General features: G+C 40.8%; 19 protein-coding genes. 8 read left to right on the top strand and 11 right to left on the bottom strand.

The annotated features are described in order from the left end of the window. Positions 1-249: 249 nt before the first annotated feature. The 4 genes from C1E24_RS19910 to C1E24_RS19895 all read right to left on the bottom strand — a co-directional run bounded on the left by C1E24_RS19910 (position 250) and on the right by C1E24_RS19895 (position 5,014). Positions 250-2,136 carry a M6 family metalloprotease domain-containing protein gene (locus C1E24_RS19910; RefSeq protein WP_138484528.1) on the bottom strand — a complete coding sequence of 629 codons (1,887 nt, stop codon included), beginning with the start codon at positions 2,134-2,136 and terminating at the stop codon, positions 250-252. 307 nt (positions 2,137-2,443) lie between these two features. Next, positions 2,444-2,719, bottom strand: coding sequence for a transposase (locus tag C1E24_RS19905; RefSeq protein ID WP_138484525.1), 276 nt, complete (start codon positions 2,717-2,719; stop codon positions 2,444-2,446). A gap of 751 nt (positions 2,720-3,470) precedes the next feature. Then, complete coding sequence (locus C1E24_RS19900) at positions 3,471-4,418, bottom strand: glutathione S-transferase family protein (protein ID WP_138484521.1); 948 nt, start codon at positions 4,416-4,418, stop codon at positions 3,471-3,473. A gap of 113 nt (positions 4,419-4,531) precedes the next feature. After that, entirely contained in the window at positions 4,532-5,014 is a 483-nt protein-coding gene (locus tag C1E24_RS19895; RefSeq protein WP_138484519.1) for a DoxX family protein, read from the bottom strand. Between the two features lie 158 nt (positions 5,015-5,172). On the opposite strand from C1E24_RS19895, the gene C1E24_RS19890 reads away from it, so the two are divergent. Both C1E24_RS19890 and C1E24_RS19885 read left to right on the top strand, forming a co-directional pair. Next, positions 5,173-6,066 carry a LysR substrate-binding domain-containing protein gene (locus tag C1E24_RS19890; RefSeq protein ID WP_138484535.1) on the top strand — a complete coding sequence of 298 codons (894 nt, stop codon included), beginning with the start codon at positions 5,173-5,175 and terminating at the stop codon, positions 6,064-6,066. Between the two features lie 112 nt (positions 6,067-6,178). Continuing rightward, on the top strand, positions 6,179-8,161 hold the full coding sequence (locus tag C1E24_RS19885; RefSeq protein WP_138484517.1) for a sensor histidine kinase: 1,983 nt from the start codon (positions 6,179-6,181) through the stop codon (positions 8,159-8,161). Between the two features lie 66 nt (positions 8,162-8,227). Here C1E24_RS19885 and C1E24_RS19880 read toward each other — a convergent pair whose 3' ends face one another. Next, positions 8,228-9,088, bottom strand: coding sequence for an amino acid ABC transporter substrate-binding protein (locus C1E24_RS19880; RefSeq protein WP_138484515.1), 861 nt, complete (start codon positions 9,086-9,088; stop codon positions 8,228-8,230). Positions 9,089-9,325: 237 nt separating this feature from the next. Here C1E24_RS19880 and C1E24_RS19875 point away from each other — a divergent pair, with 237 nt between their 5' ends. Together C1E24_RS19875 and C1E24_RS19870 are read left to right on the top strand one after the other, a co-directional pair. Then, the gene (locus C1E24_RS19875) at positions 9,326-10,855 is read left to right on the top strand and encodes a sensor histidine kinase (protein ID WP_171040941.1); all 1,530 of its coding nucleotides are present in this window, start codon (positions 9,326-9,328) and stop codon (positions 10,853-10,855) included. A gap of 2 nt (positions 10,856-10,857) precedes the next feature. Then, entirely contained in the window at positions 10,858-12,390 is a 1,533-nt protein-coding gene (locus C1E24_RS19870; RefSeq protein WP_138484511.1) for a DUF3369 domain-containing protein, read from the top strand. Between the two features lie 63 nt (positions 12,391-12,453). Here C1E24_RS19870 and C1E24_RS19865 read toward each other — a convergent pair whose 3' ends face one another. After that, entirely contained in the window at positions 12,454-13,077 is a 624-nt protein-coding gene (locus C1E24_RS19865) for a LysE family translocator (protein ID WP_138484510.1), read from the bottom strand. Positions 13,078-13,332: 255 nt separating this feature from the next. Between C1E24_RS19865 and C1E24_RS19860 the strand changes: the two genes are divergently transcribed. The 3 genes from C1E24_RS19860 (at position 13,333) to C1E24_RS19850 (ending at position 17,566) form a co-directional block, all read left to right on the top strand. Continuing rightward, complete coding sequence (locus tag C1E24_RS19860) at positions 13,333-14,013, top strand: response regulator transcription factor (RefSeq protein ID WP_138484508.1); 681 nt, start codon at positions 13,333-13,335, stop codon at positions 14,011-14,013. Continuing rightward, positions 14,010-15,353, top strand: coding sequence for a sensor histidine kinase (locus tag C1E24_RS19855; RefSeq protein ID WP_138484506.1), 1,344 nt, complete (start codon positions 14,010-14,012; stop codon positions 15,351-15,353). Before C1E24_RS19860 ends, C1E24_RS19855 begins: the two co-directional genes overlap by 4 nt. An 80-nt stretch (positions 15,354-15,433) precedes the next feature. Next, positions 15,434-17,566, top strand: a complete 2,133-nt coding sequence (locus tag C1E24_RS19850) for a TonB-dependent receptor (RefSeq protein WP_138484504.1) — start codon at positions 15,434-15,436, stop codon at positions 17,564-17,566. A gap of 491 nt (positions 17,567-18,057) precedes the next feature. Here C1E24_RS19850 and C1E24_RS19845 read toward each other — a convergent pair whose 3' ends face one another. The 5 genes from C1E24_RS19845 to C1E24_RS19825 form a co-directional block, all read right to left on the bottom strand. Then, entirely contained in the window at positions 18,058-21,207 is a 3,150-nt protein-coding gene (locus C1E24_RS19845) for an efflux RND transporter permease subunit (protein WP_138484502.1), read from the bottom strand. 15 nt (positions 21,208-21,222) lie between these two features. Then, entirely contained in the window at positions 21,223-22,980 is a 1,758-nt protein-coding gene (locus C1E24_RS19840) for an efflux RND transporter periplasmic adaptor subunit (RefSeq protein ID WP_138484500.1), read from the bottom strand. Beyond that, positions 22,980-23,465, bottom strand: a complete 486-nt coding sequence (locus C1E24_RS19835; protein WP_138484498.1) for a DUF411 domain-containing protein — start codon at positions 23,463-23,465, stop codon at positions 22,980-22,982. Before C1E24_RS19835 ends, C1E24_RS19840 begins: the two co-directional genes overlap by 1 nt. Before the next feature lie 91 nt (positions 23,466-23,556). After that, the gene (locus tag C1E24_RS19830; protein WP_138484496.1) at positions 23,557-23,955 is read right to left on the bottom strand and encodes a hypothetical protein; all 399 of its coding nucleotides are present in this window, start codon (positions 23,953-23,955) and stop codon (positions 23,557-23,559) included. A 31-nt stretch (positions 23,956-23,986) separates the two neighbouring features. Next, a complete protein-coding gene (locus C1E24_RS19825; protein WP_138484494.1) occupies positions 23,987-24,379 on the bottom strand; it encodes a hypothetical protein in 393 nt (130 codons plus the stop codon). A 156-nt stretch (positions 24,380-24,535) separates the two neighbouring features. Between C1E24_RS19825 and C1E24_RS19820 the strand changes: the two genes are divergently transcribed. Next, complete coding sequence (locus C1E24_RS19820; RefSeq protein ID WP_138484492.1) at positions 24,536-26,677, top strand: DUF6351 family protein; 2,142 nt, start codon at positions 24,536-24,538, stop codon at positions 26,675-26,677. Positions 26,678-26,914 lie beyond the last annotated feature (237 nt).

Raw genomic sequence — 26,914 nt, 5'->3', positions numbered from 1 at the left:
CTAAACACCCGGTAGCAGCGAGTTCATTTCGCGTATTCTTTTAAAACGATAACCCGTCTTAAAGTCGGTGCTACCGAGCTAAACAACCCCAGTAGCAGCGAATTTATTTCACTTATTCTTTGAAAATTTTAACCCGACGTAAAGTCGGTGGTACCGAGTTAAACATCTCCGGTAGCTGCGAATTTATTTCGCGTATTATTTGAAAATTTTAACCCTACGTAAAGTCAGTAGCACCGACACTGGTTGTGGTTATCTAACCTCTTCTAAACGATAATCGCCGGCGCCAGAATACGAATAGACAATATATCGATAATAGCCTGAGCTCGCTTGATAGCTAATTGACTCTGTTGATGTTGGCGTTTCAGAAATAGCCACTTGCTGCCATCTTCCGCCCTGCCAACGCTCTATTTTCAAGTCAAAATCAGCGGCGCTTGGGCCAGTTAGTTTTACACTAATTGAACCGCCACCATACTGAAACCAACTGCCATTTGGCTCTATGGCCTGTTGTTTATCAGTTAAGTTGCCTGTGTAAATGGTGCCTTTAGGCGGGTCGATAATTTGGTCGTTAACTGTAAAGCTAATTGTTTGTGCTGGGCTGCTGATATTCGAAATATTTAAACCCGAGTCACTGCCATTCCACCAAAGTGAATTAGTGCCTCGTGAAGTTTGTGCGTTTGGCAAGGTGTTTGAAAACTCTCCCGCATAATCAAACAAGTCTGAACTATCGCCACGGTTGCGTTTGTATTCAGGGTCACGGTTACCATCAGCGTGTTCCATTTGAATATAGGGTTTCCATTCATTTGAGTTACTGCCCGAGCTGTCAACGTGCCAAATTGCTAGGCCTTGATCTGGCTGCTCTGAGTTCTGCTCGCTTTTATAAATGGCTTCGATATAAAACGCTTCATTACGATTACTTGGGTTTGTCCATTTATATGACGCATTAGAACCTGAAGTATGACTGAGCGTGCCTTTTGGTGCATCTGCATTGATTGCTGGGTTTAATTCAGTAACGGTGTCCCAGCCTGCGATTGCTCGAAAATGCGCGACTGGTGGGGTTGGTTTAAAGCGGTTTGTTTGCCCTATTGCGCCATAACCCATTACACCAAAACTGGCGACCGAGCCTTCTGAGCTGCCGTCGTAATCGTATAAGTCAGGCCAATTTGTGATTAAGTGACCAGATTCATGCACAAAGGTGCCAATTGATAAACTACTGCGCATATCGGTTATTTGGTAGCGGTCGGTACAGACGCCGTCGGCACAAAATCTTGGACTGAGACGCGCCATGTGTGGCCATAAGCCTTTTGACCAACTGCTGTCAGAGTTACCTGCATAGAAAATGTTTAAACCACGAATTTGCTTACTACTGTTGGTAGTCAGTGTCGAAAAGTCAAAACCTTGTTGGTACTCAAGCCAATCTAGCGCTTCTTTGATCAACTCTTGTGAGCGAACCGTTGAGCTCAAGCTTGAATCGGCATAGTAGGCTTTGTTCTTTTTCGCCGTGTAGTACTGGGTAACTGTATTGGTGTAATCAAGCTTGCCACCCGACACCGATTTGAAATAGCCTCTCACCGACTGCGCATTGCCGAATTCAGTATAAGTGTCGTTATTTAAAAAGCGCTCAATTTGCGCCTTACTAATGGTGCCTCGCTCATCAGGAAAGTCGATAATGATAGTAAGGCCTTTCACCTGTCCTGTTATTTGCGCATCTACTTGTGTGGTTTGCATACGAGATCGCACTGAGTGAGTATGTGCGTCATGCTCGCCTAACATATGATGTTGCTGTGCTTCAACTAAGCGTTGTTTGGCTTCGGTGCTTAGCCCTGCTTGTTCTTTGCGAAGCTTCGCACTTTGAATGCCCAACTGATTTTTAGCGCTCACTAAAACACCAGTTGAGATTAACTTGCTCCCTTCGTCATTTAATTTGGCATATGCCATGCCTTTTAATGCGTTGTCAAAAACAACGAGGCGACCATCTGCCGTTCTTTGCTCTGCGTAAAAGCTATTACCATTGAGTATTAGGGTGATCACTTCACCGTTAGGTTGAGTGAACTGGTATTGCTCATTCTTGTAAGGGATAGCGGCAAATGCAGTGGAGCTGCATAACAAGGTTGCTAGTGCGGTGTGTTTTAAGTTCATGATTATTCCTTTCAGTTAGTTGTCCCCAAATCGGACAAACAAACTATTAACCTAAAATTTACATTTAGCAAATTTTTTGTGAAAGGAATTGAGAAGATTACCCGACATAAAGTCGGTGCTATCGTGCTAAACCCTCGGTAGCAGCAAATTTATTTCGCGTTTTATGTGAGTAATGCTTACCCGCCGTAAAGTCGGTGCTACCGTGCTAAAAACCTGGTAGCAGCGAATTTATTTCGCGTTTTATGTGAGTAATGCTTACCCGCCGTAAAGTCGGTGCTACCGTGCTAAACACCTGGTAGCAGCGAATTTATTTCGCGTTATTTAAGTAAATACAATCCCAATAGGAATATTCTGACACATGTTCGCACAAGCCTTTTCTCAATGGGTTAGTAATAATATATCTAGCTTGATTTAACAGCTCTTCTTCTCGCCTTATACATGTATCGTAATACCCTTTTTGCCAAACCTTACCTGTTACGGTATTTCTTAAAAGAGTCGCAGTTCGTCCTTTGAAAAATTTGATTACTTGCCCCAATTCAAGAATGCACCCCAGTTTAATCAATAAATGAATATGATCTGGCATTATTGTATATCTTCAAGTTTATATATTTCTTGACCTAAAAGCTGGTTAACGTGCAGTTGGGTGAATATTTCTTTTCTATTTTGAGTCGCTATAGTGATTGCGTAGTACCTTCCAGAGATTGATACTCTGCCTTTTCGAAGATTTATGGCTGAAAACATTAAGAAAGTCCTTTTAGTAAAAACAATCTAAAAGTTTAGCCATTAACTTTTATTTTTTCTGTTCACTCTTTTACCCCACGTAAAGTCGGTGCTACCGAGCTAAACACCCGGTAGCAGCGAATTCATTTCGCGTCTTGTTTGTGAGGTTTTTTACCCGACGTAAAGTCGGTGCTACCGAACTAAAACCCTGGTAGCAGAGAATTTATTTCACGTTTTGTTTGTGAGGGTTTACCCGACGTAAAGTCGGTGCTACCGAACTAAAACCCCGGTAGCAGCGAATTTATTTCGCGTTTTGTTTGTGAGGGTTTACCCGACGTAAAGTCGGTGCTACCGAACTAAAACCCCGGTAGCAGCGAATTTATTTCGCGTCTTGTTTGTGAGGTTTTACCCGACATAAAGTCGGTGCTACCGAACTAAACCCCCTGTAGCAGCGAATTCATTTCGCGTCTTCTTGATGAAGTTTTTTACCCGACATAAAGTCGGTGCTACCGAACTAAACCCCCGGTAGCAGCGAATTCATTTCGCGTCTTCTTGATGAAGTTTTTTACCCGACATAAAGTCGGTGCTACCGTTGTTTGGTAGCACATATTACTTCATAAACTTTCGCGGTTATGCGGTGCGTTGAAATCTAGCTCTGGACCATTCGGGATCACCCCAGTTGGATTAATGGTCTTGTGACTCGCGTAGTAATGCTCTTTGGTGTATTCAATATCTACCGTGTCACTTACGCCCGGTACTTGATAAAGCTCTCGAACATAATTGCTAATATTTTCAAAGTCTTTCAGTTGAGTACGATTACATTTGAAATGACCAAAATACACGGCATCAAAACGGATAAGTGTCGTGAACAAACGCCAATCAGCTTCGGTGATTTGCTTGCTAACTAGATAACGATTTTTGCTTAAATGATCTTCTAGCCAATCTATACTTTCAAACAGTGCATCATACGCTGTGTTATACGCTTCTTGTGTTGTCGCGAAGCCCGCTTTATAAACGCCATTATTAATGGTGTCATAAATGCGTGCGTTCATCTGATCAATTTCAGGCAATAAAGCTTCTGGACTGAAGTCATCTGTATTGCCAGTGAGTTCATTAAACGCAGTATTAAAAATACGAATGATCTCCGCCGATTCATTGTTGACTATGGTTTGTGTCTTTTTATCCCAAAGGATTGGCACCGTCACGCGGCCTTCATAACTTGGATCTGATTTTAAATACAGCTCATACGCATATTTAAAACCATAAAGTGGGTCTTTTTTATCATCAAACTCCCATCCATTTTCTAGCATTTGTGCTTGCACAACGGTGACATCAATTAAAGACTCAAGCCCTTTTAGCGCTCTAAAAATCAGTGCTCGATGTGCCCAAGGACACGCTAAAGAAACATAAAGGTGATAACGGCCAGCTTCAGGTTGATAAGGGTTATCACTGTCTGTGCTGATCGTGTTTCGAAATTTACTGTCTTGGCGTTTAAATGCGCCTTTGCTTTCTTTGGTGTCATACCACTTATCAACCCATTTGCCGTTTTGTAATAAACCCATAATTTAATCCTCTCAATGCTTTAAATATTTGACTTTAAAGAAATCACCTATGAGCAATGACTTCTTTACTTTAATTTTTTGCGCTTTATAAACTTTTTAACTTATATTTAATTTTAGTTGCTTGCAGTTTGAAGCTGCACGTTGCTTTGACCAGTAAACTTAGAAGTTAAAACACGGTCTAGCGAAAACTTACCACCACCTTGAAATACCAATGCAACGCTCATTGCAAACAGTGACAACGCAAATTCATACCCGTTATTCGACATAAATAAGCCGTTTTGAAAATGCACTGCAAAAATGGCCACCAGCATAGTGAAAGCAAGTGCGACAGCGGTTGGTCTAGTAAGTAAGCCGACTAATAAAAAGATCCCGCCGAAGAACTCTGCGCTTCCCGCCATAAGTGCCATTAAATAACCCGGTGCTAAACCGATTGATTCCATCCACTGACCTGTGCCTTCAAGACCATAGCCACCGAACCAAGCAAATAACTTTTGTGCGCCGTGGGCGATAAATAAAATACCTGCGACTACGCGAAGTGGTAATGCTGATAGTTGCTCGTCAGTTTTTAGTACGTTTAGTAAAGTTGGTGTGTTCATTTTGCTGCTCTCTTAAATTAAGTTAATTGTGTTTTTTCAGTGTTTCTCTGAAGAAGTGAGTTCATTATAGGTAAGCATTAGTAAACAAATAACTGGCAGAATTTGACAAGTTAGTTCAAAATATTTGAACAATAAATTTGAACGCTTTTTTAACTGATATGCAGCACTCTCCTTTAACATTAGAAGCTTTACTGGTACTCGATGCCATTGACCAACGTGGTAGCTTTGCCAGTGCCGCTGAGCAACTTAATAAAGTTCCATCAGCAATTTCGTATATTGTGCAAAAGCTCGAAGAGCAAATGGGTGTAACTTTATTTGTGCGCCAAGGTCGACGCTCAGTGCTAACCCCGGCAGGCCTGCACCTTCTTGAAGAAGGCCGCAGAGTTTTACTCGCTGTTGGCAAATTGACAGAGCAAACACAGACAATCGCGCACGGTTGGGAGCCCAAAATACGTATCGCTATTGATACCATTGTCGATGAGCGCAAAGTTTTCAAAGCCTGCCATACATTTTTAGCTGAGCACGAAAACATCGAACTCGACTTTAAAGAAGAGGTGCTGAACGGTACGTGGGAAGCCTTAATTGAAGATGAGGTTGATTTGGTGATCGGTGCATCAGATCCCGTTCCAGCGCAACAAGGTATCCGCGCAAAAAGCCTAGCCGAATACCGTAGCGTCTTTGTTGCCGCGCTAGAACACCCGCTTCAAAAATTAAACCGAGCTATAGAATCATCTGATATTTTGAAATATCGTACCGTAGTTGTTCACGATTCAAGCCGCAACGCTATTGCGAAGTCGTCAAACATCATTGAAGGTTCAAAACACTTATACGTAAGCAATTTACAGCAGAAAATCTGCGCCATAGAGGCCGGAGTCGGCGTTGGCTTTTTGCCTGTTGATCAGATAAGTAGTCAGATTGAATCAGGCACATTAAAAACATTAACCTTGGCGGAGCACTCAATACCACAACCATTAAATATTGCCTGGAAAGTTGTGAATAAAGGAAAAGGGTTAAGAGCCTTGGTGGAATGTATTGAAACACAGTTTGACTAATTGGCTCTTATTCAAATCAGTAAAGAGCTTAAATCGCCATAAAAACTGCATTGTAACTATGAAGAACTAGCCTATGCTCTAGCTATAGTGAATAAATTTACATGACTTAATTTTGAACAAACGCTTCTTTGATATTGCAATTAATGTCAGTAAGCAAATGTCATTTGCTCAAAAGTTTATGGCTATTATTGCCATGCTCTCTATCCCTTTACTGTTTCTCTTGGTTGTACTGTTAATTGACACCAACGGTTCAATACAGAAAACCCAAAAAGAAATACAGGGCATTCAATCTCTCGAAATGCTCATATCCACTATTTATAGAATACAAGACTTCCGAGACCATGCAGTTTTACAAGAAGTCAATTTAGATAGCGAACTAATAAAATTCATTTCAGATGAAAAGCACTTTATCAGCACACAAATCGAACAGTTATCGAACAACCTTTTTCATCAACAACCAGCAAGTAGCAATATACAAACTCAGATTGAAAATGTTAAAGCTGAGTGGCAACTTTTAAATGAGAGCCAAGCGATAATGCGTGGTGGTATTGAGTCACAGTTTCTGCATTTTGATAAAGTTGTACTTGAACTTCAACTGCTTGCAAAAGTCATTACTTTTGAAAGCGCCCTCATTCATGATGACAGTCCTATCAATTTCTATCTCATCAACAACTTTGTCAACGAAGCACCTAAAATTTATAAGAATATAGGGTTTCTCCGTGCTGCAGGAACTTATGCTCTAAGTATGCCAAGTGTCGACAGTTACACTTATCACACACTTGAAAAATTAGCCGCTCAAACTGAAGACAATATTGCCCTCAATAATTATTCATCTAGCCATATCGCCCTTTATTTGAATGAAGATAGTGATATTAAAGATGGTATGAAAGGACTGTTAAATAGCGCCAAAAAGCTCCTTAATTATACTTATGAGCAGATTTTAGATGAACCTGAAACACTGCCAACTTGGAAAGAATATTTAGAGTTTTACTCAAATGAAATAAACAAAATGCGCGAATTTGACACTAACATATTGAAGTATGTGGGCGTTCAATTAGACAAGCGCAGCTTAGAGCAAAAACTTAAATTTGCAGCTTTAGTCATTGTCACATTATTACTCTACCTTCTTATCGTCTATTTTGTTTATGGTATTTACTTGCAACTTAAAGAAACCTTAAAAAATTATTCACAAAAAGCGATGGCACTAGCGCAAGGTGATTTAAAAATTCGTATTAATGACATGTCTAAAGACGAATTTGGTGATTTAGCCAAAACTTTTAACGAAATGGCTGAAGTCATCTCAGTCAATCAAAGTAAATTAGTAGAGGCTGAAAAAGTCGGCTCGCTCAGTAGAATGATTACAGGGGTTGCCCATGAGATAAACACCCCGTTAGGCATAATCATCTCAAGTTATAGCCTCAATAAAAGTGCTATTGAAAATTTAAACAGCCTCTTTAAGAGTGAAGAGCTTGATGAAGACGATTTAATAGAGTTCGTTCAATCATCACAGAATACTGAAGTATTGATCGATAAAAACCTAAACAAAGTAGTTAACCTCATAGAAACCTTTAAGCAAGTAAATAGCTCATTGAATGTCAGTCCTCAAAAGGGAGTTGAGCTCTTATCTCTAATTGAATTTGCTTATCTACCAATTGAAGAATCACACAAAGATATTGAGTTTTCTATTAATGGAGGTCAATGTGAAATAGACACTGATGTCAATTTACTTACGCAAGTGATAAGTAACATTATAGAAAATGCCATCGAACATGGCCTTAAAGACGCTCTCAATAAACAAATAATCATTAGTGTCAAAGAGTCCGGTGAGCAAGTTCATTTGAGCATTCAAGATAATGGTAAAGGGATCAGCAAAGAAGAAATCTCACAGGTTTTTGAGCCTTTCTACACAACAGGGAGAATAAATGGCAAGGTAGGCCTTGGCATGCATATAGTTTATATCATTGTTTCTCAATCTTTGAATGGCACTATCAAAATCTCAAGTGAAAAGGATCTGTTCACAAGGCTAGATATTACACTCCCCAAACATCGTGACGACTGTGAAGAAATCGATATAGATTTAGATGACTTTATTTAAGGAAACGCCCCTATACCAAAGCGCTTAAAAAAGAGATTCAAATTGAAATTAAGTATTAGTAAGAGACTAATTTTTTATCTTTAAATCAACCCAGAGTTTGGTGTTTCCTATATCGCTCTTGTTCGACAAGAAAGGGTTATTGATAGTAATTATCGTCTTATTATTCCATTTTGATAAAGGAAACAAATGACGCGTAGCTGGATGCTTGGTCATATACTCGTTAAAGCTTCCGTCCTCAATTGCTAACATAAGCCCTTTGGTCAAATTATTAATTAATTTTTCGTTTTGTTTACGTGTAAAAAAATACATTGGGAAAGGGTAATGTAATATTAAGTCATCAAAGACCATCAGTTCAGGCATTACTTCTTTGCGACTTTCGACTTCTGAATAAGCCTCGTTAATGCCTCTAGGAAATGCTTTACAACGCCCGGAGTAAACCTGCCTAAACATATTTTCATAAACCATATTTGGGACTACATTAAGACCAGAAGCAAGCAGAATATCTGTGTCTGGCCAATGTTGCCCCTGACATAAAGGGATACCATTCAAAGCTTCGAGTGAATTAATATCTGAAAACTTATTTTTAAACTTCTCGTTTATTGTAAATACACGATAACCAAGTAAACCTTTCACAAGAGGAATTGGCACAAAACCAAGCTTACTTTCTCTTTCTACATTAGATCCTGCCCAATACAAGTCAATAAGCCTTCCAGCTTGCATTTCTGATAATGCTCTTTCTTGCACCATATATGGTGCGTACTCAATTGATATTGGTTTATTGATTTTTTTGTAGGCTAGCTTAATTAGACCAATATAGTAGTCATGAGTGCTATCAAACTTGGATTGGCTCGCTCTTACTTTTATTGTTTCTGCATCTGCACTTGATATAAAGAAAAATAAAATAACGAACAAAAAACAAACTTTCATATAAAAAGCCTTATCTCAAAACATTGCCGAGTAGCATCAAATATAAGCATGTAACAAGTTTAGTTTAAAACTTGCCTATTCTTAGAAAGGTAGACTAATTTTGGATTATGTACGCAATTTGATTAGAGATTTATGGACTTCCATAAAATAAAAAACTCAATATCAATTAAGTTATTAAGTTATGTTTTATCAATATATTTGCTAATAACCTTGCTTGTTACGGTTATTCACATCAGTGTGGAATACTTAAAAGCGAAAGCACAAGTTGAAGAAGTGCTTCTCGCTTCTGAAAAAACCTTTAGCAAAATATTGGCTCCTGACTTATGGAATTTAGATTTTGAACAAGTTGAAATTACGGCTAATAGCATTATCAGTCTTCCACAAATCGCAGGCATTGAAGTCAAAGCAGATAACAATGAGCAAGTTGTTAAAGCAGGTACTTTATTTAATAACAACAATGAAGCGCTTACTTTTCATTCGTTTGCACTTTATAGCGATTACAACAATACTTCCCATATCGGAGATGTGAAGCTATTCGCCAATGAAGACTTCATAATAAATAGCATTAAGCCAAGTATTTACCTTCTTATCTTTAATGCTGCGATTAAAACTGCAGCAATTTTTTTCTTAATTTTCCTCATTTTCAGAAAATTACTGACGAAACCACTTAGCCGATTAGCCTCAAGCGCAAGTCAAATTAATCCAAATGAATTACAGAAATCTCTTATTACCGTGGCTAAAAACCCCAATGACGAATTAGGAGTTTTACAAAGCGCACTTAATACAATGATCAACAAAACAGCTGAAGCGTTCGATAAATTAGATAAAATAAATAAAAACTTGGAATCAATAGTCGATGAGCGTACTGAAGAGCTTCAGCAAACCGTTACACAGTTGAATGAACAACAAGATAGATTACTTTGTGAGATAGAAACTAGACAAAAGTCAGAACAAGCACTTGCTAACTCACTACAAGAACTCAAGCATGCTCAATCTCAACTAATTGAAGCAGAAAAAATGGCCTCTCTAGGTAGCTTAGTTGCAGGTGTGGCACATGAGATAAATACCCCTGTTGGGTTATCTTTAACAGGCATTTCTCATTTTCAATCTACCGTAGATGAAGTTGCAAAGCTATTTGAAGCTGGCGAATTAGAAGAAGATGACTTTGTCAGATTCATACAAGAAAGCAAAGAGCTGTCTTGTACTATTCACAACAGTCTGCAAAGGGCTGCTGATTTAGTGAAAAGCTTTAAGCTGGTTGCCGTTGACCAGTCTGCGGAGGAAGTTAGGCAATTTGATATTATTCAATACCTTAAAGACACTATGACCAGCCTCAATAATAAACTAAAACAAAGCAAAGTTAACTTTGAGATTAACTGCGACTCAGAAGTTTTAATCATCAATAATTACCCAGGATCTTGGGCTCAGGTTTTCACAAACTTAATTCAAAATACCTTAATACATGCATATGACCATGATTCAACTGGTCAAGTTTTACTTAAGTTCTATACTGAAGGTGAAGAGCTTATCTTTTCATTCACGGATGATGGTAAAGGTATGACACAAGAAAGTCAGAAGAAAATTTTCGACCCCTTCTATACTACAAACCGCGCAAATGGCGGGTCTGGTTTAGGTATGAATATTATCTTTAACATTATTACACAGAAAATGTCAGGCAACATTACAGTACATAGTGAGCTGGGTAAAGGTACTCAATTTACGATTAAAGTGCCAATCGATATACGAAGCTTTAAAGAAGGTGATTGATTATGGGGTTATTTAAAAAGTCTTCAAAATCAAAGGATGAATCAAAGCCTTCATGGAAGATTTTAATTGTTGATGATGAGCCTGATGTTCATGCAGTTACAAAACTAACGTTAAGTCGGTTTGAATTTGATGATAAAGGCGTTGAGTTTATAAGTGCTTACAGCGGTGAAGAAGCTAGAAAAGTGCTTAATGAGCGTAATGATATTGCTTTAGTACTGTTAGATGTCGTCATGGAAACAGATGATGCAGGACTTCAAGTGGCTCAGTACATTAGACAAGAATTAAATAATCACTTTATTAGGATCATTTTACGTACAGGCCAACCAGGCCAAGCACCTGAAAGAACCGTTATTACTAACTATGATATCAATGATTATAAAGATAAAACGAGTTTGAGTAGTGACAAATTATTTACCGTTGTCTACACCGGCTTAAGAGGCTACAGAGACATCTTAGACATAGAGCTTGCCAGAAAAAAACTCGAAAATCACCGCGAAGGTCTAGAGCGTGTTATTGACTCTACTGCTAGCTTATTTAGGATCCGCTCATTACAAGAGTTTGCCAGCGGCTTACTCGTCCAAATTGCATCACTCCTTCACGCAGACGAAAAAAGAACTGAAAATAGCAACAACTTCGCAGTTAGAAAAACTGAAGATGGATTACAATTTTTAGCCGGTACTGGTGATTACTGCCCATTATCTGGCGACAAAGTAAATCTGCCTGAAAACATTAACGCTATGATAGAAAATGCTTGTTTAAGTCAGAAATGTGTAATTGAAAACGACTGTTTTGTCGGTTACTTCAAAACAATGAATGCAGGTGAAAACCTTATTTATTTAGAAGGGATCAATCAAATCGACGATTTGGATCGAAAACTTCTTGAACTGTTCTCAAATAACATCTCTGTTGCTTTTGATAATCTTGAGCTTGATAAAGAAATATTCGAAACACAATCAGAAATTATCGATACGTTGGGCGAAGTAGTTGAAAGTCGCTCAAAAGAAGCGGCAAACCATGTTAAGCGTGTTGCGCATCTATCTCGAGCATTGGCTTTGTGGGCTGGTGAGCCAGAAGAAAAAGCACAAGAGTTGTTTATGGCCTCACCCATGCATGATGTAGGTAAAGTGGCTATTCCTGATTCTGTTCTTTTAAAGCCAGGCAAGCTCACTGAAGAAGAATTTGAGATAATGAAAACCCATGTAAACATTGGATATGAAATTTTTGCTCGCTCAAAACGCCCTACCTTAAAAGCTGCAGCTATCGTCGCTGGAGAACATCATGAAAAATATAATGGTAAAGGTTACCCCAATGGTTTAAAGGGTGAAGATATTCACATATATGGTCGAATAGTTGCACTTGTCGATGTGTTTGATGCGTTATCTCATTCTCGTTGTTATAAAGAAGCTTGGCCATTAGATAAAGTATTACAACTTCTCGAAGAAGAAAAAGGTGAACATTTTGACCCTAAATTAGTAGAGTTATTTATTCAAAATATAGATGAAGTACAACAAATTATGGAAGCTTACCCTGATTAAACAGAGTACTTCCAATTGAGCGCAATAGCCGAACAATGATAACAAGTGTTCGGCTGTTATCTCTTATGCAATTAACTGCTGATACAACACTCTTGCTGCAAGTAATAAAAATGCAGTGCCTAATAACTTATCAATTACAGCTTGCTTCTTTGTTAAATCAAACTTCTCTCTTGCTTTTGCACTGGCAATCGACACAAAGAAGTACCATAAGGTATCAATAGCCAATACAGTGCCGCACATTAATATGGCTACAGTCAAGGTCATGGCTTCAGGTTGTATAAATTGTGAAAACAAGGCGATAAAAAAGATAGCAAGCTTAGGGTTTAAGAAAGCAATGGCAAAGCCATCTTGCGCGGCTTGTTTGTAACTCGTTGCATTTGCTTTAGCAACATCTAGACCAGAAGACTTACTGGTCAAGATTTTATAACCCATGTAGGCTAAGTACGCGGCGCCTGCGTAAACCAGCGTTTGGAATACGATAGGAAAATGGGTAATTAAACTTGCTAAACCTGCTATTGATAATGCAGCATAAATACCAACCCCAACACCGTGTGCAACGCTTGCAGCAATACCGTGCCCTGCACTGTTATAAAGAGAATGACGTAAGACAACAGCCAAACTCGGACCCGGTGACATAGCGCCAATTGCGCAAATAGTGGCTAAGCTTAGCCAAGTTGTTAATTCCACAACATTATCCTGCATAATCAAAATCGCTGTTAGTCTAACGACCTCACTGTAACTGAGCAAGTTATCTAATTACCCTCAGATAACTCACATCTATACAAACTCGAATACAAATATTAACACTATGTTTTAAATGTTATTTTTGCTTTTGTTAACCTTCTTAAACTAACCCAAGAAAGGAACATAATGATTTACACAGCAGTCTGATAAGCTTATTATTGCAAATAATAACAGTTTCTATTTGCAATAATATATTCCATGATCTCTATTCTCCTCATTGAAGACGACATTACACTCAGCAATTATTTATCAGACTTACTGAAAAAAACAGGCTACCTCGTTGAACAATGCTTTGATGGGGAGCATGGTTTTGACAAAGCCAAATCTGAACAACATCATCTCGTTTTACTCGATAAAATGCTGCCAAAACTTGATGGTGTCACTCTACTTAAACAATTACGACAAGTAAGTCAGATCCCCGTGATCATGGTTTCGGCCAAAGGTGCTGAAGAAGAACGTATTTTAGGGTTTACTCATGGGGCTGATGACTATGTTGCCAAACCTTTTAACAGCCAAGAATTACTGCTTCGTATTGAAAGTCTATTACGCCGTGCCAAGCCCGACATAGATAGTAGCAACCAAGAACAGATGCACTTTGATGGCTTATTTATTAATGTGAACACACAGCAAGTATTTCTTAATGAGGTACTTTTAGATTTTACCCCCATCCAATTTAATTTATTGTGGAACCTGCTTAGTAATCAGAACGTTATTATCCCAAAAGCGGAGTTGCACGAAGCTGTATTAAATAAAAAACTGGGGGCATACGACCGCAGTATCGACATGCATTTGAGCCGTGTAAGGCGTAAGCTTAATGAAGCCGGTTGGCAGGGAGATCGCTTACAAACAGTCCATGGCAAAGGGTACTGTTTTAAATGAAGCATAAGATTTTCTGGAAGCTGTTTTTTATCCTTGCAACAGGCCTAGTGACATTTTTCTATTTGGTTCACACCATTACCTTAAAAACCGAAGAGAAAATGAGCTTTATAAAAGCTGAGCATAGAGCAGAGTTAAGAGCTTGGGGCGAAAAAGCAGAGTCATATTACGTTCAAAAAGACTTTGTGGGATTAGAAAAGTACCTTCAAGACATAGAGCAACAAGAGAACGTGTGGGTGTCTGTCGTCGGTTTTAAAGCTGAGCAATTTGCGGGTAAACCTTACGATAAAGATATCGTAGGTTATTATCATTTTGGACGTAGCATTGATTGGAAGATCCACCTCTACTTTTCTGATAACCCGATTATGGAGTTACCTTTTCAAGAGTATGGTGCCAGTTTTTTAATTCGATTACCTGAGCGAATGCGACCGGGCACGCATTGGTTAACAACAAAATTTGCATTGCAGATCGTCATTCCGATGATGTTACTTATATTGCTCACGTTTATTCTGTATAGACACATCATTACGCCGTTACACCGCCTCGATAATGCCACACTCGCATTCAGCAAGGGTGACTTATCAGTTCGAGTCGGCCAACACTTTGCTAAACGTGATGATGAGTTATCTCATCTTGCCAATACGTTTGATTCAATGGCATCAAGAATTGGAGAGCTTATTGAGAATCAAAGGCAACTCATAGCTGACTTATCTCATGAGTTGCGAACGCCATTAACTCGTTTAGATATTGCCGTTGAGAACTTTGACTCGAGTAATAGCTCACAGCATTTAGAACGTATTTCCAGGGAATCTAAGCAAATAAGGAAGCTTGTTGAGAATACCCTCACCTTTGCTTGGCTCGAAAATGAACAGCCTAAGATCATGCAGGAACAAGTAGAGTTAGTTGATTTACTCGATGTCTTGATTGAAGACGCAAGATTCGAGTTCGCCTGTAAGTTCATAGAGAGTGAACTACCGAATTCTGCAGTGATCTCTGACTCAAGTCATAAAGCACTCTGCCCAGCGATAGAAAACGTACTTCGCAACGCCCTAAAGTACACGCCATGCAAAGAAACCGTTTCGGTTAGACTTACACAACAGCAAGATCATTACCTACTAGAAATCAATGATTCCGGTCCTGGGATACCAGAGCACTTGCTAGATAAAATCTTCGAACCCTTTTTTAGAGTTGACGACAGCAGAATGGCTGAAAGTGACAGCTTTGGCTTAGGGTTAGCATTAGCTAAACGCCACCTTTTAAGTGTTGGTGCACATATCTATGCCATAAATCAGCAAGGCGGCGGCCTCAGCGTTAAAATTACCATTCCAAAGTTGCAAATGTAACAGTTGTAAAAGTGCTACCAATCACAATTGCAAATAGGAATAATTCTGATTTAGAAAATATCAGTAATTAGAGATGTCCCATGACTTTTAAAGCGACTCCTGTGTTCAAAACAAAAATACTATCTACCCTTATTGCTGGCTTATTGAGTACTCAAGCCCTTGCAACCGAAAAAGACACTGACAACAAAGACATTGAAAAAATTGTCGTTGTCGGTGCGACAACAAATTCAGAAATTACGCCTGAGCAATTAGATAATTACCAAGCCAATGATTTAGAGGATATCTTTAGAGCTACCCCCTCTATTACGGTTGGCGGTTCACTCGGTATTGTACAAAAGGTATTTGTACGTGGTTTAGAAGACTCGATGATGAACATCACGGTTGATGGTGCGCCACAAACTAGTACACTTTTCCACCACGTCGGTCGTGTGTCAATCGAGCCAGAATTATTGCGTAGTGTTGAAGTACAAGCGGGTGCAGGTGAAGCAACGGCTGGCAGTGGCGCAGTCGGTGGTGCCATTCGTTTTAAAACAAAGACTGCGAACGACTTATTAAATGCGGATGAGCAGTTCGGCGGATTGGCAAAAGGGAGTATTTTCTCTAACGATGGCAACAAGCAAAGTGTTGCTTTATATGGTCGTGTTACTGATTCAGTGAACGTGTTAGCGTCTTATGTGAATGTCAGCCGTGACAACATGGAAGATGGCGAAGGTGATTTGATCCCTGGAACAGGCTCAGATCAAACTCTGGGCTTTGTTAAAGTAGATGCCGAAATTAGTGACAACCAATTTATTACTTTAAGTTACGAAACACGCGAAGAAGAAGGCGAGTTTGGTAAGCAAACGAACTGGGTTCAAACCATTGACGCACCGCTATTCAAAACATGGTCTGATCGTGAAACTTTAGTGCTAAACCATGCGCTTTATTTAAACGAATTCATCAATTTAGAAACCACGCTTTACTCAACTGAGTCCTCTTTAAAGCGCGAGCTTTACACTTGGAACGCAGGAATTAAGACCACAGGTTTCGATATCAGAAATACCAGTGACCTAGGCAATCATGTTCTAACCTATGGTATTGAACAAAAGAATGATGAAGTTAATTCTGAGTCATACGAAGCATTTGGTGGCAAAGCAAACGAAGACGGTACTGTGACTGGTGTGTATGCTCAAGACCACTGGCAAATTACACCTGACCTATTACTGAGCTTTGGTGTACGTTATGACGCCTACGAGCTAGACCACACAGGTCTTGAAGCAAACTGGGTTAAAGTGGATGGCAAATGGGTGGTTGAACATGATGCACAAGGTAACCCTGTCACAAAGAGCAAAGACTTTTCAGTTAAAAAACAAGACGGCTTTAGTAAAAACATCGGTTTTAAATACACATTAGCTGAAAACATTACCTTGAGCGCAGGCTATGCAGAAGCTTTGAGAGGCCGCCAAGTTGCTGATGCATTTACCGCAGGTGAAGTAAACGACAACCCTGAACTCGCGCCTGAAGAGGTAGAAAACATTGAGCTTGGCCTTGAATACAACGATGGCACATGGCTATTCGAAGCATCTGTTTACCAGAGCACTATCAATGGTGTGGTATTCGATAAATTCAAAGGCCGTGAAGGCGTTTTTTACGAAAATATCGGCGACTTAGAAAGCACAGGTGTTGAACTTGTTGCAGGCTACCAAGCAAATCAATTTGATGTGTTAGTTAGCTTTAACCATAACGATGTTGTACTAAATAATATGCCATTTATTTGGCCTGATAGTTCAGTAGAAGGCGGCAAACAGCAGATCATTCGCAATAACGTAGATATTAATGCCTACGAATATGGTGGACTTGGTAATGCTGTAGGTGACGCCCTGAATATCAACTTTAACTATGAAGTAACAGATAGCATTAAAACGGGCTTTAATTTTAAGTATGTTGCGGATTTAAATGATATTGAAGTTATGCACCGCTCTTTAGAGTTAGGCTGGGTAGATGAGCTAGGTAGTATCGATAAAGAAGGCTACAACTTAGTTGACATATACGCACGATACGAACCAACTGAGCAGTTACGTTTTGACCTTTCTATTCAAAACTTATTTAACGAAACATACCGAAGCCACGGCAGTGTTGGCGACTTTAGTAAGTTTGGTAAAGGCTATGAAACATTAAAAGGTATGTATGAACCTGGCCGTGATATACGTTTAAGTGTGTCTTATCAGTTTTAATAGTTAGCTGATTAATGTTAAAAGTTCGCTGCTATATTTTTCTAGCAGCGAATTCATTTCGCGTCTTAATTTCAAACGCTTACCCGACATAAAGTCAGTGCTACCGAAATAAAAACCCGGTAGCAGCGAATTTATTTCGCGTCTTAATTTCAAACGCTTACCCGACATAAAGCCAGTGCTACCGAATTAAATACCCGGTAGCAGCGAATTCATTTCGCGTCTTAATTAAAAACTACTCACCCGACATAAAGTCGGTGCTACCGAACTAGATACCCGGTAGCAGCGAATTTATTTCGCGTCTTAATTTCAAACGCTTACCCGACATAAAGCCAGTGCTACCGAATTAAATACCCGGTAGCAGCGAATTCATTTCGCGTCTTAATTTCAAACGCTTACCCGACATAAAGTCGGTGCTACCGAACTAAATACCCGGTAGCAGCGAATTTATTTCGCGTCTTAATTTCAAACGCTTACCCGACATAAAGTCGGTGCTACCGAGTTTCAGCTATCTGTTTGTTGAATCTTTTAATCTCACCCGCTTTCATTAAACAGTAAACCGCTGGTAAAACAATCAAAGTGAGTAACACTGCGCTCGACATGCCGCCGACCATAGGCGCTGCAATTCGACTCATCACTTCAGAGCCCGTGCCATCGCCATATAGAATCGGTAAAAGGCCAATAATGATGGTTGCCACTGTCATCATCACAGGTCGAACACGTAACCCTGCACCGTGTAAAACGGCTTCTAGATAATCAGATTTACCAATGGCTGTGCCTTTCACTTTATGTTCATCTTTTAAATCTTGCAGTGCTTGATTCAAATACACCAACATGATCACGCCAATTTCTACAGCAACGCCAGCCAGTGCGATAAAGCCAACGCCAACAGCAACCGAGAAATTAAAACCTTCTAGATACATAAGCCATAATCCGCCGATCATCGCCATCGGTAATGTTGCGATGATCACCACAACTTCGCTCAAACGTCTAAAGTTTAGATAAAGTAAAATAACAATAATCGCCAACGTTAATGGCACAACATAGCTCAGCTTCTCTTTGGCACGCTCCATGTACTCATACTGCCCGGCCCAATTAATTGAATAGCCAGCAGGTAGTTCGAGCTCTTTGGTAAGTAATGCTTTGGCATTTTCAACATAATTGCCGACATCAATCTCTTCAATATCGATATACGTCCAACCATTTAAACGGGCATTTTCGCTCTTTATACCCGGCGGACCATTTTCGATATAAACATGCGCGACATCACCCAACGCAATACGCTGGCCTGTAGGTGTCACCATCGGCATTCGCGCTAATTGCTCAGGAGAATTTCGATAGTCTTGGGGGTAACGCAAGTTCACCGGATAGCGCTCTTGCCCTTCAACGGTTTGGGTTACATTCATCCCCCCAATGGCCGTTGCAACCACTTGCTGTACATCGGCGATATTTAAACCATAACGGGCCGCCTTGATACGATTAATATCAACCTTGATGTAACGGCCACCAGCAACGCGCTCTGAATATACTGACGCCGTGCCGTCCAGTTTAGGTAAAAGCATTTCGAGCTGTTGACCAATATCTTGAATAACATCGAGATCTGGTCCTGCCACTTTTATGCCCACAGGTGTTTTAATGCCCGTTGCCAGCATGTCGATACGGGTTTTGATTGGCATAACCCAAGCATTGGTCACTCCGGGTAATTTCACCAATGCATCCAGCTCTTTTTTCAAACTCTCAGTAGTCACACCTTCGCGCCACTTTAACTTGGGTTTTAACTGGATAAAGGTTTCGATCATAGTAAGTGGCGCAGGATCGGTAGCAGTTTCAGCACGGCCCACTTTACCAAACACATTCTCGACCTCAGGAATAGTACGAATAAGCTTGTCAGTTTGCTGCAACAACTCCCTGGCTTTACCAATCGAAATGCCCGGATACGTCGTTGGCATATACATTAAATCGCCTTCATCTAAAGGCGGAATAAACTCGCTGCCAATCTTATCTAGTGGATAAAAGCCAACTACTGTAACTGCAATCGCCACCAAAATTGTGCTTTTTGGAAAGCGTAAAACCCCTTTCAGAACTGGTATGTAGATAGCAATCAGTAATCTATTCAGCGGGTTTTTACGCTCAGGTAATACCTTACCGCGAATAAAGTAACCCATTAACACAGGCACTAAGGTGATCGCTAAACCGGCAGACGCTGCCATGGCATAGGTTTTGGTATACGCAAGCGGCGCGAACATGCGCCCTTCTTGGGCTTCAAGAATAAATACAGGTAAGAAGCTAACGGTAATAATCAGCAAGCTAAAAAATAACGCTGGCCCGACTTCACTGGCGGCTTTGCCAACCACTTGCCAACGGTTTTCATCGGTAAGTGGGGTCTTTTCCATGTGTTTATGCATATTTTCAATCATTACGATGGCACCATCTGTCATCGCGCCAATGGCAATCGCAATACCGCCTAACGACATGATGTTGGCATTAATCCCTTGAAAATACATGACGATAAACGCCACTAAAATGCCCATTGGTAGGCTTATCACTGCCACAATTGAAGAACGCAAATGGAACAAGAAAGCTGCACAGATCAGAGCAACAACTATCAATTCTTCGGTGAGTTTGCCCCATAAATTATCGACTGCTCTATCGATTAAAGCAGAGCGGTCATACACAGTGACAATTTCAACGCCCTCAGGCAAGCCCGCTTTTAGCGATTCTAATTTAGCTTTCACGCCATCAATGGTGGTTTTGGCGTTTTCGCCAAAACGCATCACCACAACGCCACCCACAACTTCGCCCTCGCCATTCAGCTCAGCAACACCACGGCGCATTTGCGGGCCAAGGTTGACCACGGCCACATCAGCAATGGTAAGTGCTACACCTTTTTCGTTCACACCTAAAGGAATTTGCAGAATATCTTGCACACTCTGAATATAACCCGTTGCGGTTACCATGTATTCCGCTTCTGCCATTTCAAGCACCGATGCACCTGTTTCTTGGTTGCCCCGCTGTAATGCAGTTTGCACATGATTTAATGGAATACCATAAGCGCGCAGTTTATCTGGGTCGACTTGTACTTGGTACTGCTTCACCATACCGCCAACTGCGGCAACCTCTGAGACGCCTGCTACAGATTGCAATTCGTATTTTAAGAACCAATCTTGAATACTGCGCAGTTGGCTAATGTCATGCTTACCTGTTTTATCGACCAACGCATATAAATACACCCAACCCACTCCAGTGGCATCAGGACCTAACTGAGGTTTTGCACTACTTGGTAAGCTTGGCGCAACTTGGCTTAAATACTCTAGCACCCGCGAGCGCGCCCAGTACAAGTCGGTCTTATCGTCAAAAATAATATAAACGTAAGAGTCGCCAAAGAAGGAGTAACCTCGTACCGTTTGCGCACCTGGCACCGATAACATGGCGGTAGTGAGCGGGAAAGTCACCTGATCTTGCACCACTTGCGGTGATTGACCGGGGTAACTGGTTTTTACGATCACCTGTACATCAGATAAATCGGGAATGGCATCAACTGGGGTGTTCTTCAGCGAGAACAATCCTGCGCCAACTAAAATTAAGCTCATCAACACCACAAAGAAGCGGTTGCTGATAGACCAGCGAATAATTGCTGCGATCATATTGCCTCCCCGTGATTAATGATGAGCGTGTTCGTTCATCGGTATATCACCATCCTGCATAGCTTTTTCATCGGCTATTTTGTTGATGGCGATGACTTTAAAGTCTTGTGCGGTATCAAAAGTAAATTCGATATTATCACCCACTTTGAACGTTGAAATATTCAGTTCATCGATGACCTCAAAATCCATCGTGGCAGGCCCTCTGCCCCATTTTTCAATGGCTTCACGACTGATATTGATAACTCGATCGTCTAAATCAATGGCATTGATCACACCATTTACAGTAGCTTGTGTATCTGGCGCTGCGACTTCAACTTTACCCATTATGTGAATGGCTGAAACCGGATAGCTACCGTCATCTTGCTTAGTGATCTCAAAATGTAAACTGTGGCCCACTTCTAGCGCATCAAAGTCAGCTTGGTTGAGCATGCCAAAATCCATCACCATTTGTGGCCATTGCCATGCTTCAACTGGCGCATGGTCGATTGTGACACTTTGCTCTGAATCTGACTTTGCGGTGACCACCCCTTCAGCCCAAACAGAAGTTGGCTCTTCGGCAAATTCCATGCGTTTAAAGTCTGATGATTTACTCGATTCAGAGTCAATCAAGAATTGCGCAGATGTGACGACGGTATCGCCTTCATTGAGACCTTCTAATACTTCAATTTGATCTTGATAGACTTGGCCAATATGCACGGCAATAGACTTAAATTGCCCATCACCTAAAGCTAATACCACACGATTTTGTTTGCCCGTTCTTATAACAGACTCGATTGGTGTAAGAATGCTATTTTGTTTTGCTTTACCGCTTATTTGCAATTGCGCATACATGTTTGGCTTGAGCGCGCCATCTTTGTTTTCGAAACGTAGACGTACACGTAAAGTGCGATTTTTTTCATCTAGCGTTGGATATATGTAATCAACCTCACCATGCCATGCGCGCGCTGGCTGATAGTCTAAGGTCATGTGCACAGGCAAACCAACCGTTACCGACGCTGCATCACGCTCAAAGACTTCGGCTTCAACCCAGACATTGCTCAAATCGCCAATACTCATCATGGTTGTGCCCGGTTGCACGTAATAACCTTCACGAATTTTTAAGTTGGCAACCACACCATTTTGCGGCGCATAAAAGGTGACATTTTGGCTAACTTTTTTGTCTCGCTGTAGCTGCTCGATAAAAATATCGTCAATATGAAGCGCTCTCAATCGAGCCTTGGCGGCTTCTATTAACCCAAACTCTTTACCGCGCAAAGCGATTAAAAACTCTTGTTGTGCGTTTACAAGCTCTGGCGAATACAAGGTATAGAGCGCTTGGCCTTTTTTAACTTTTTGCCCAGTTGTTTTAACGAATAGTTGCTCAACCCAACCCGATACCCGAGGGTGAATATGTACGAGGTTGTCTTCATCATACTGAATATAACCCACTGTATTAATTGTTGGCTTAATGTCTCTCAATGTGACTTGCGCAGTTCGAACCCCTAAGTTATTAACCACTTCAGGAGAGATTTTAATTGCACCCGGACCGTGCTCATCTTCGCTGTTAGACTCCTCATATACAGGAATTAGATCCATGCCCATCGGAGATTTACCAGGTTTGTCGCGACGGTAGTTTGAGTCCATTGGCGCAACCCAATACAGCGGCTTTTTTTCATTACTTTGTTCAGCATGCACACTATGTTCTTTATTAGATTTCGAATAAAAGTACATACCGGCGCTGCCAGCTGCAATACCTACACTGAGCAATACTGCATTGATAATAAATTTCGACATCAGAATTGCTCCTTATAACTGTTTACTTCAGCGAATACTTCGTAGCTGCCATCTTTTTTTAGCAATAGCACTTTATAGGCTTGAAACCTTTCATCAATTTCCATCCCCGGTGAGCCAAGTGGCATAGCGGGTACGCTTAACCCAATCGTGTTTTCTGGGGGTGATTGTAAAAACTGTTTAATGAATTTCGCAGGTACATGACCTTCAAACGCAAACCCATCGGCATGCACCGCGGTATGACACGAGCGGAATCTTGCTTCAATGCCGTACTGACTCTTTATTTCGCTCATTTGCGGATGTGAAAAATTTTTGCCTTCGACCTTAATATTTTGTGAGGTGAGATGATCAAGCCATAAGGTACAGCAACCACAAGTTGGGGTTTTAGCGACCAATAGCTCTATGGTTTTGCTTTGTGCAAAACTGTTGTTTGAAAAAAAACTTAAAAATAACGTGAGTGAAAAAATTAACTTTGAGAAAACTCGCATCGCCTGCGCTCCTAATCACAATAAAAACATAACAATAAAATAAGTGATTAATCGGACACACACGCCAAATTTTAGGCGCACTTATCCTAGGTTAGGCAAAAATCGGCGGGCGATATAGATTAGAAATTGTTGTAGCTGGTGGTGTTAATGGCGCATTTTGAATTTTCTCGAAGCTGGAGAAAAAGCCCAGCGTCTGAACTGACTGTGGGACATAAGTGAAAGCATGACAGGCATTGTTCGGGCAAACACATTCAACCTTGCAGCAATCCATTGATGAAATATCACTTGTTGACGAAGCCATTGAAGACATTGTTTCGTCTTGTGACATTATGTCTTTCGACATTCCGTCTTGCGCCATAGTGTGGTGCATCATGCTATCTTTAGTCATCATGGTCATATCGCACTCATGGGCAGCAAAAGCTGTCATTTGGCCAAATGGCGAAACGACTAAACTTAAAAACAGCATAATTGATGCGATGAATTTAAACATAACAACTCAATAGAATTAACTGCCGCTAATGCTAAACAATTTTTGAGAGGATAGCAAAACCTGTAATGATGCTTAGATAGCCTAGCAGTAAAGTATTTGCAGGCACAGCATGCATTAACATACTTGGCATTTGCTTATATTGCTTGTATTTCAAAACAAAAAAGCTGTGCCCTTCAAACTGAGCGAAGCGTTCAAAATAAGGTGTAAGTTTTTTGAGATAAGGTTCAAAGAAGGCTTTTATGGCGCTTATGTAGAACATACAGAAAGTTGATGCCCCCATGACTTCAAGCATTAACGTCAGCTCCATCGCTACGAAAATCTCTGGCCCTGCAAACACAACAACAATTAACAATGCCAAACTGTACCAAGAGAATTGTTTTATTTTTTCAATGAGTTTTTTGTAAGACTTAACTAATATCTTCATGCCCTTACTTCCTTTTTCGTTACTGCGAAATGCTAAATACAGATACTAACAAAAAGCCGTTAAATATAAAAACCGATTAATTAACAAACAAATAACAACGGAGTACTTAAGTTATTTCTAAACTTAAAGAGAACGCCATAATCCAAAGGTGATGTTATGAGTAAACTAACTTTGGGAATAATTGGTGGGCTCTTAAGCGCAATTATTGGCTTTATTGCATGGCAGCAACTCACCCCGCCAGATCCATTCCTTGCTAGACAGGTGAAATCAATTGCACCTGCAGAAGATAATTATCTAATCGATTTTTACCCCCATATTTCTGAACACCAACGTCCTGAAGAGTCTTACCCATTCCCCATTCCACTTGGTGGAGTCGGACCAGCAACCAATTTATATTCAGGGCCGAACCAATATCCTTTCTTTTGTATGTCAGTTGATTCAAAGGTTGGCCAGCCTGAGGTCGATAATCAAGAGGGCCTTGGTGTGCCAGTGACAAGTGAAAGCGGTGAACTTTTAGGCTTCAGCAAAGACTGCGGTGTCAAATCGCACTTACAATACTTTGCTATCAATGCCGACAAACAGCCCGAAAAACTCACATTAGAGCAGGCCAAAAACTACCAAGGGACGCTATTTAGAGCGGAGCAAGGTACAATTAATCGTTTTATTTACACCATTGTTATGCCTATCGAGCCTGAAGAAGTGGGTGATAGATTAGCGAAGTCGCAATGGAACAATCGATTGGTGTATCAATTTAATGGCGGCTCAGGCATTGGCTTTAGACAAGGACGACAAAAAACCCATAAAGTCATGCAGCGCCAAGTAGACCAATTACTTGATGGTTATGCCATTATCAGCTCTAGCGGCAATAAAACCAGCTATACCTATAACATGCTGCTAGCTGAAGACACCGCACGCAGAGTTAAAAAGCAATTCACCAGTTTATATGGTGAGCCACTTTATACAGTGGGTGTAGGCGGCTCGGGTGGCGGCCTAGCGCAATATCTCATTGCTCAAAACAGTACGGGTATTTTAGACGGCTTGCTGCCACTTTATAGTTACCCAGATATGATCAGCCAAACCACCTATGCGCTCGATTGTGATCTGTTAAACAACTATTTCACCTTTAGAGCCGATGATAGAAAGGCATGGCGAGACTGGGACAGACGCCGCTTAATTGAAGGCATGAATGCCATTAATGACTTTCCGCAGCGGGCCGGGTTTTTGCAACCTCTAAACCAACTTATGGCCGGCTTTGTGCCTAGCTTTCCCGATGGTAACAGCGAATGTATAAACGGCTACTTTGGGCTGTCTGCTTATATTAACAACCCTAAACAGGGCTTTTTAAGACCTTTATTCGCCGATTCTGTGGTTGGTCAAAATAACTGGAGCTATTGGCAAGACATGAAACATGTGCTCGGCACAGACAAGCAAGGTTTTGGCCGTTCAACTTGGGATAACGTGGGCGTGCAATATGGGTTAAATGCGCTTCTTGAGAGTAAGATCAGTATCGAGGAGTTTTTTGATATCAACTACAACATCGGAGCTTGGAAGTCACAGCCCACCATGCAAGTAGAGCATATCATTACACCACTTGGCCCTCACAAACCGCTTTGGCTCTCCCTTTGGGGCAGTGAAAACATTTATGAAGCAAACCATGGACCTGCCCAGCGTCATACTGCTAGCCTTGAAGCCATTGAGGCCGCCTATCGTTCAGGCCAAGTGTTTATAGGTAAAGTTGACCTGCCAATTATAGATGCCAGACATTACCTTGAAAATGAGTTAGACATGCATCATATGTCAGCCTCTTTTTATAGCCGTTTACGAATAGATAAAGCCAATGGCGATCATAAAAATCACATTATTTGGGTCGCCCATAAAGATCATGACCCAACACAAGCTGCGTTTGCCATGATAGATAAATGGCTTTTAAACCTAAAACAGAACCCTAACCTCAGTGTCATCGAGGCAAAGCCACAAGAGTTAGGCGATACCTGCTTTGAAGCCGACGGCAGAACCTATGCCAAAGGCGAGGATGTGTTTGATGGTAAATGGAATCAAAAGTCAGACGGTGCGTGTCAGTCACGCTTTCCGATGTTCAGTACCAGCCGTATTGAATCCGGCGGTCCTTGGGCGGGCGACATCTTCAAATGCCATTTAATTGATGTTGAAACCGCAATTGAAAAAGGCATGTATGGTTCCAATCCAATTACAAAATTAGCCGACCAATTAAAGACCGTTTTCCCACACGGCGTCTGTGACTATGAGCAAGGTGATATGGGGCGACCGAGTAATATATAAAAATATTTTTTGGTATTAATAATCATCTGTAGGCGCGGGTTTAACCCGCGCATTTTGTGCGCGACATAAAGTCGCGCCTACAAGAGTTGATGTATATGCTTGGCTTTAATTAGCCACATGTACACCCTACGCTTACTTATAGGTGAAAATGCAAAATACGTAGGCGCGGGTTTACCCCGCGCTTTTTGTGCGCGACATAAAGTCGCGCATACAGGTGTTGATGCTAATGATTGGCTT

This window comes from Pseudoalteromonas phenolica, from assembly GCF_005876835.1.
Classification (GTDB): Bacteria; Pseudomonadota; Gammaproteobacteria; order Enterobacterales; family Alteromonadaceae; genus Pseudoalteromonas; species Pseudoalteromonas phenolica_B.
Note: the sequence above shows the minus strand (reverse complement) of the source record. Positions and strands in the feature narration are given on the sequence as shown.

Bases quoted from the DNA above. Each gene is read 5' to 3' on its own strand.
- C1E24_RS19840 (WP_138484500.1), bottom strand. From the start codon at position 22,980: ATGTCGAAATTTATTATCAATGCAGTATTGCTCAGTGTAGGTATTGCA.
- C1E24_RS19845 (WP_138484502.1), bottom strand. From the start codon at position 21,207: ATGATCGCAGCAATTATTCGCTGGTCTATCAGCAACCGCTTCTTTGTG.
- C1E24_RS19890 (WP_138484535.1), top strand. From the start codon at position 5,173: ATGCAGCACTCTCCTTTAACATTAGAAGCTTTACTGGTACTCGATGCC.
- C1E24_RS19830 (WP_138484496.1), bottom strand. From the start codon at position 23,955: ATGTTTAAATTCATCGCATCAATTATGCTGTTTTTAAGTTTAGTCGTT.
- C1E24_RS19880 (WP_138484515.1), bottom strand. From the start codon at position 9,088: ATGAAAGTTTGTTTTTTGTTCGTTATTTTATTTTTCTTTATATCAAGT.
- C1E24_RS19900 (WP_138484521.1), bottom strand. From the start codon at position 4,418: ATGGGTTTATTACAAAACGGCAAATGGGTTGATAAGTGGTATGACACC.
- C1E24_RS19860 (WP_138484508.1), top strand. From the start codon at position 13,333: ATGATCTCTATTCTCCTCATTGAAGACGACATTACACTCAGCAATTAT.
- C1E24_RS19820 (WP_138484492.1), top strand. From the start codon at position 24,536: ATGAGTAAACTAACTTTGGGAATAATTGGTGGGCTCTTAAGCGCAATT.
- C1E24_RS19835 (WP_138484498.1), bottom strand. From the start codon at position 23,465: ATGCGAGTTTTCTCAAAGTTAATTTTTTCACTCACGTTATTTTTAAGT.
- C1E24_RS19850 (WP_138484504.1), top strand. From the start codon at position 15,434: ATGACTTTTAAAGCGACTCCTGTGTTCAAAACAAAAATACTATCTACC.
- C1E24_RS19855 (WP_138484506.1), top strand. From the start codon at position 14,010: ATGAAGCATAAGATTTTCTGGAAGCTGTTTTTTATCCTTGCAACAGGC.
- C1E24_RS19905 (WP_138484525.1), bottom strand. From the start codon at position 2,719: ATGCCAGATCATATTCATTTATTGATTAAACTGGGGTGCATTCTTGAA.
- C1E24_RS19870 (WP_138484511.1), top strand. From the start codon at position 10,858: ATGGGGTTATTTAAAAAGTCTTCAAAATCAAAGGATGAATCAAAGCCT.
- C1E24_RS19825 (WP_138484494.1), bottom strand. From the start codon at position 24,379: ATGAAGATATTAGTTAAGTCTTACAAAAAACTCATTGAAAAAATAAAA.
- C1E24_RS19895 (WP_138484519.1), bottom strand. From the start codon at position 5,014: ATGAACACACCAACTTTACTAAACGTACTAAAAACTGACGAGCAACTA.
- C1E24_RS19910 (WP_138484528.1), bottom strand. From the start codon at position 2,136: ATGAACTTAAAACACACCGCACTAGCAACCTTGTTATGCAGCTCCACT.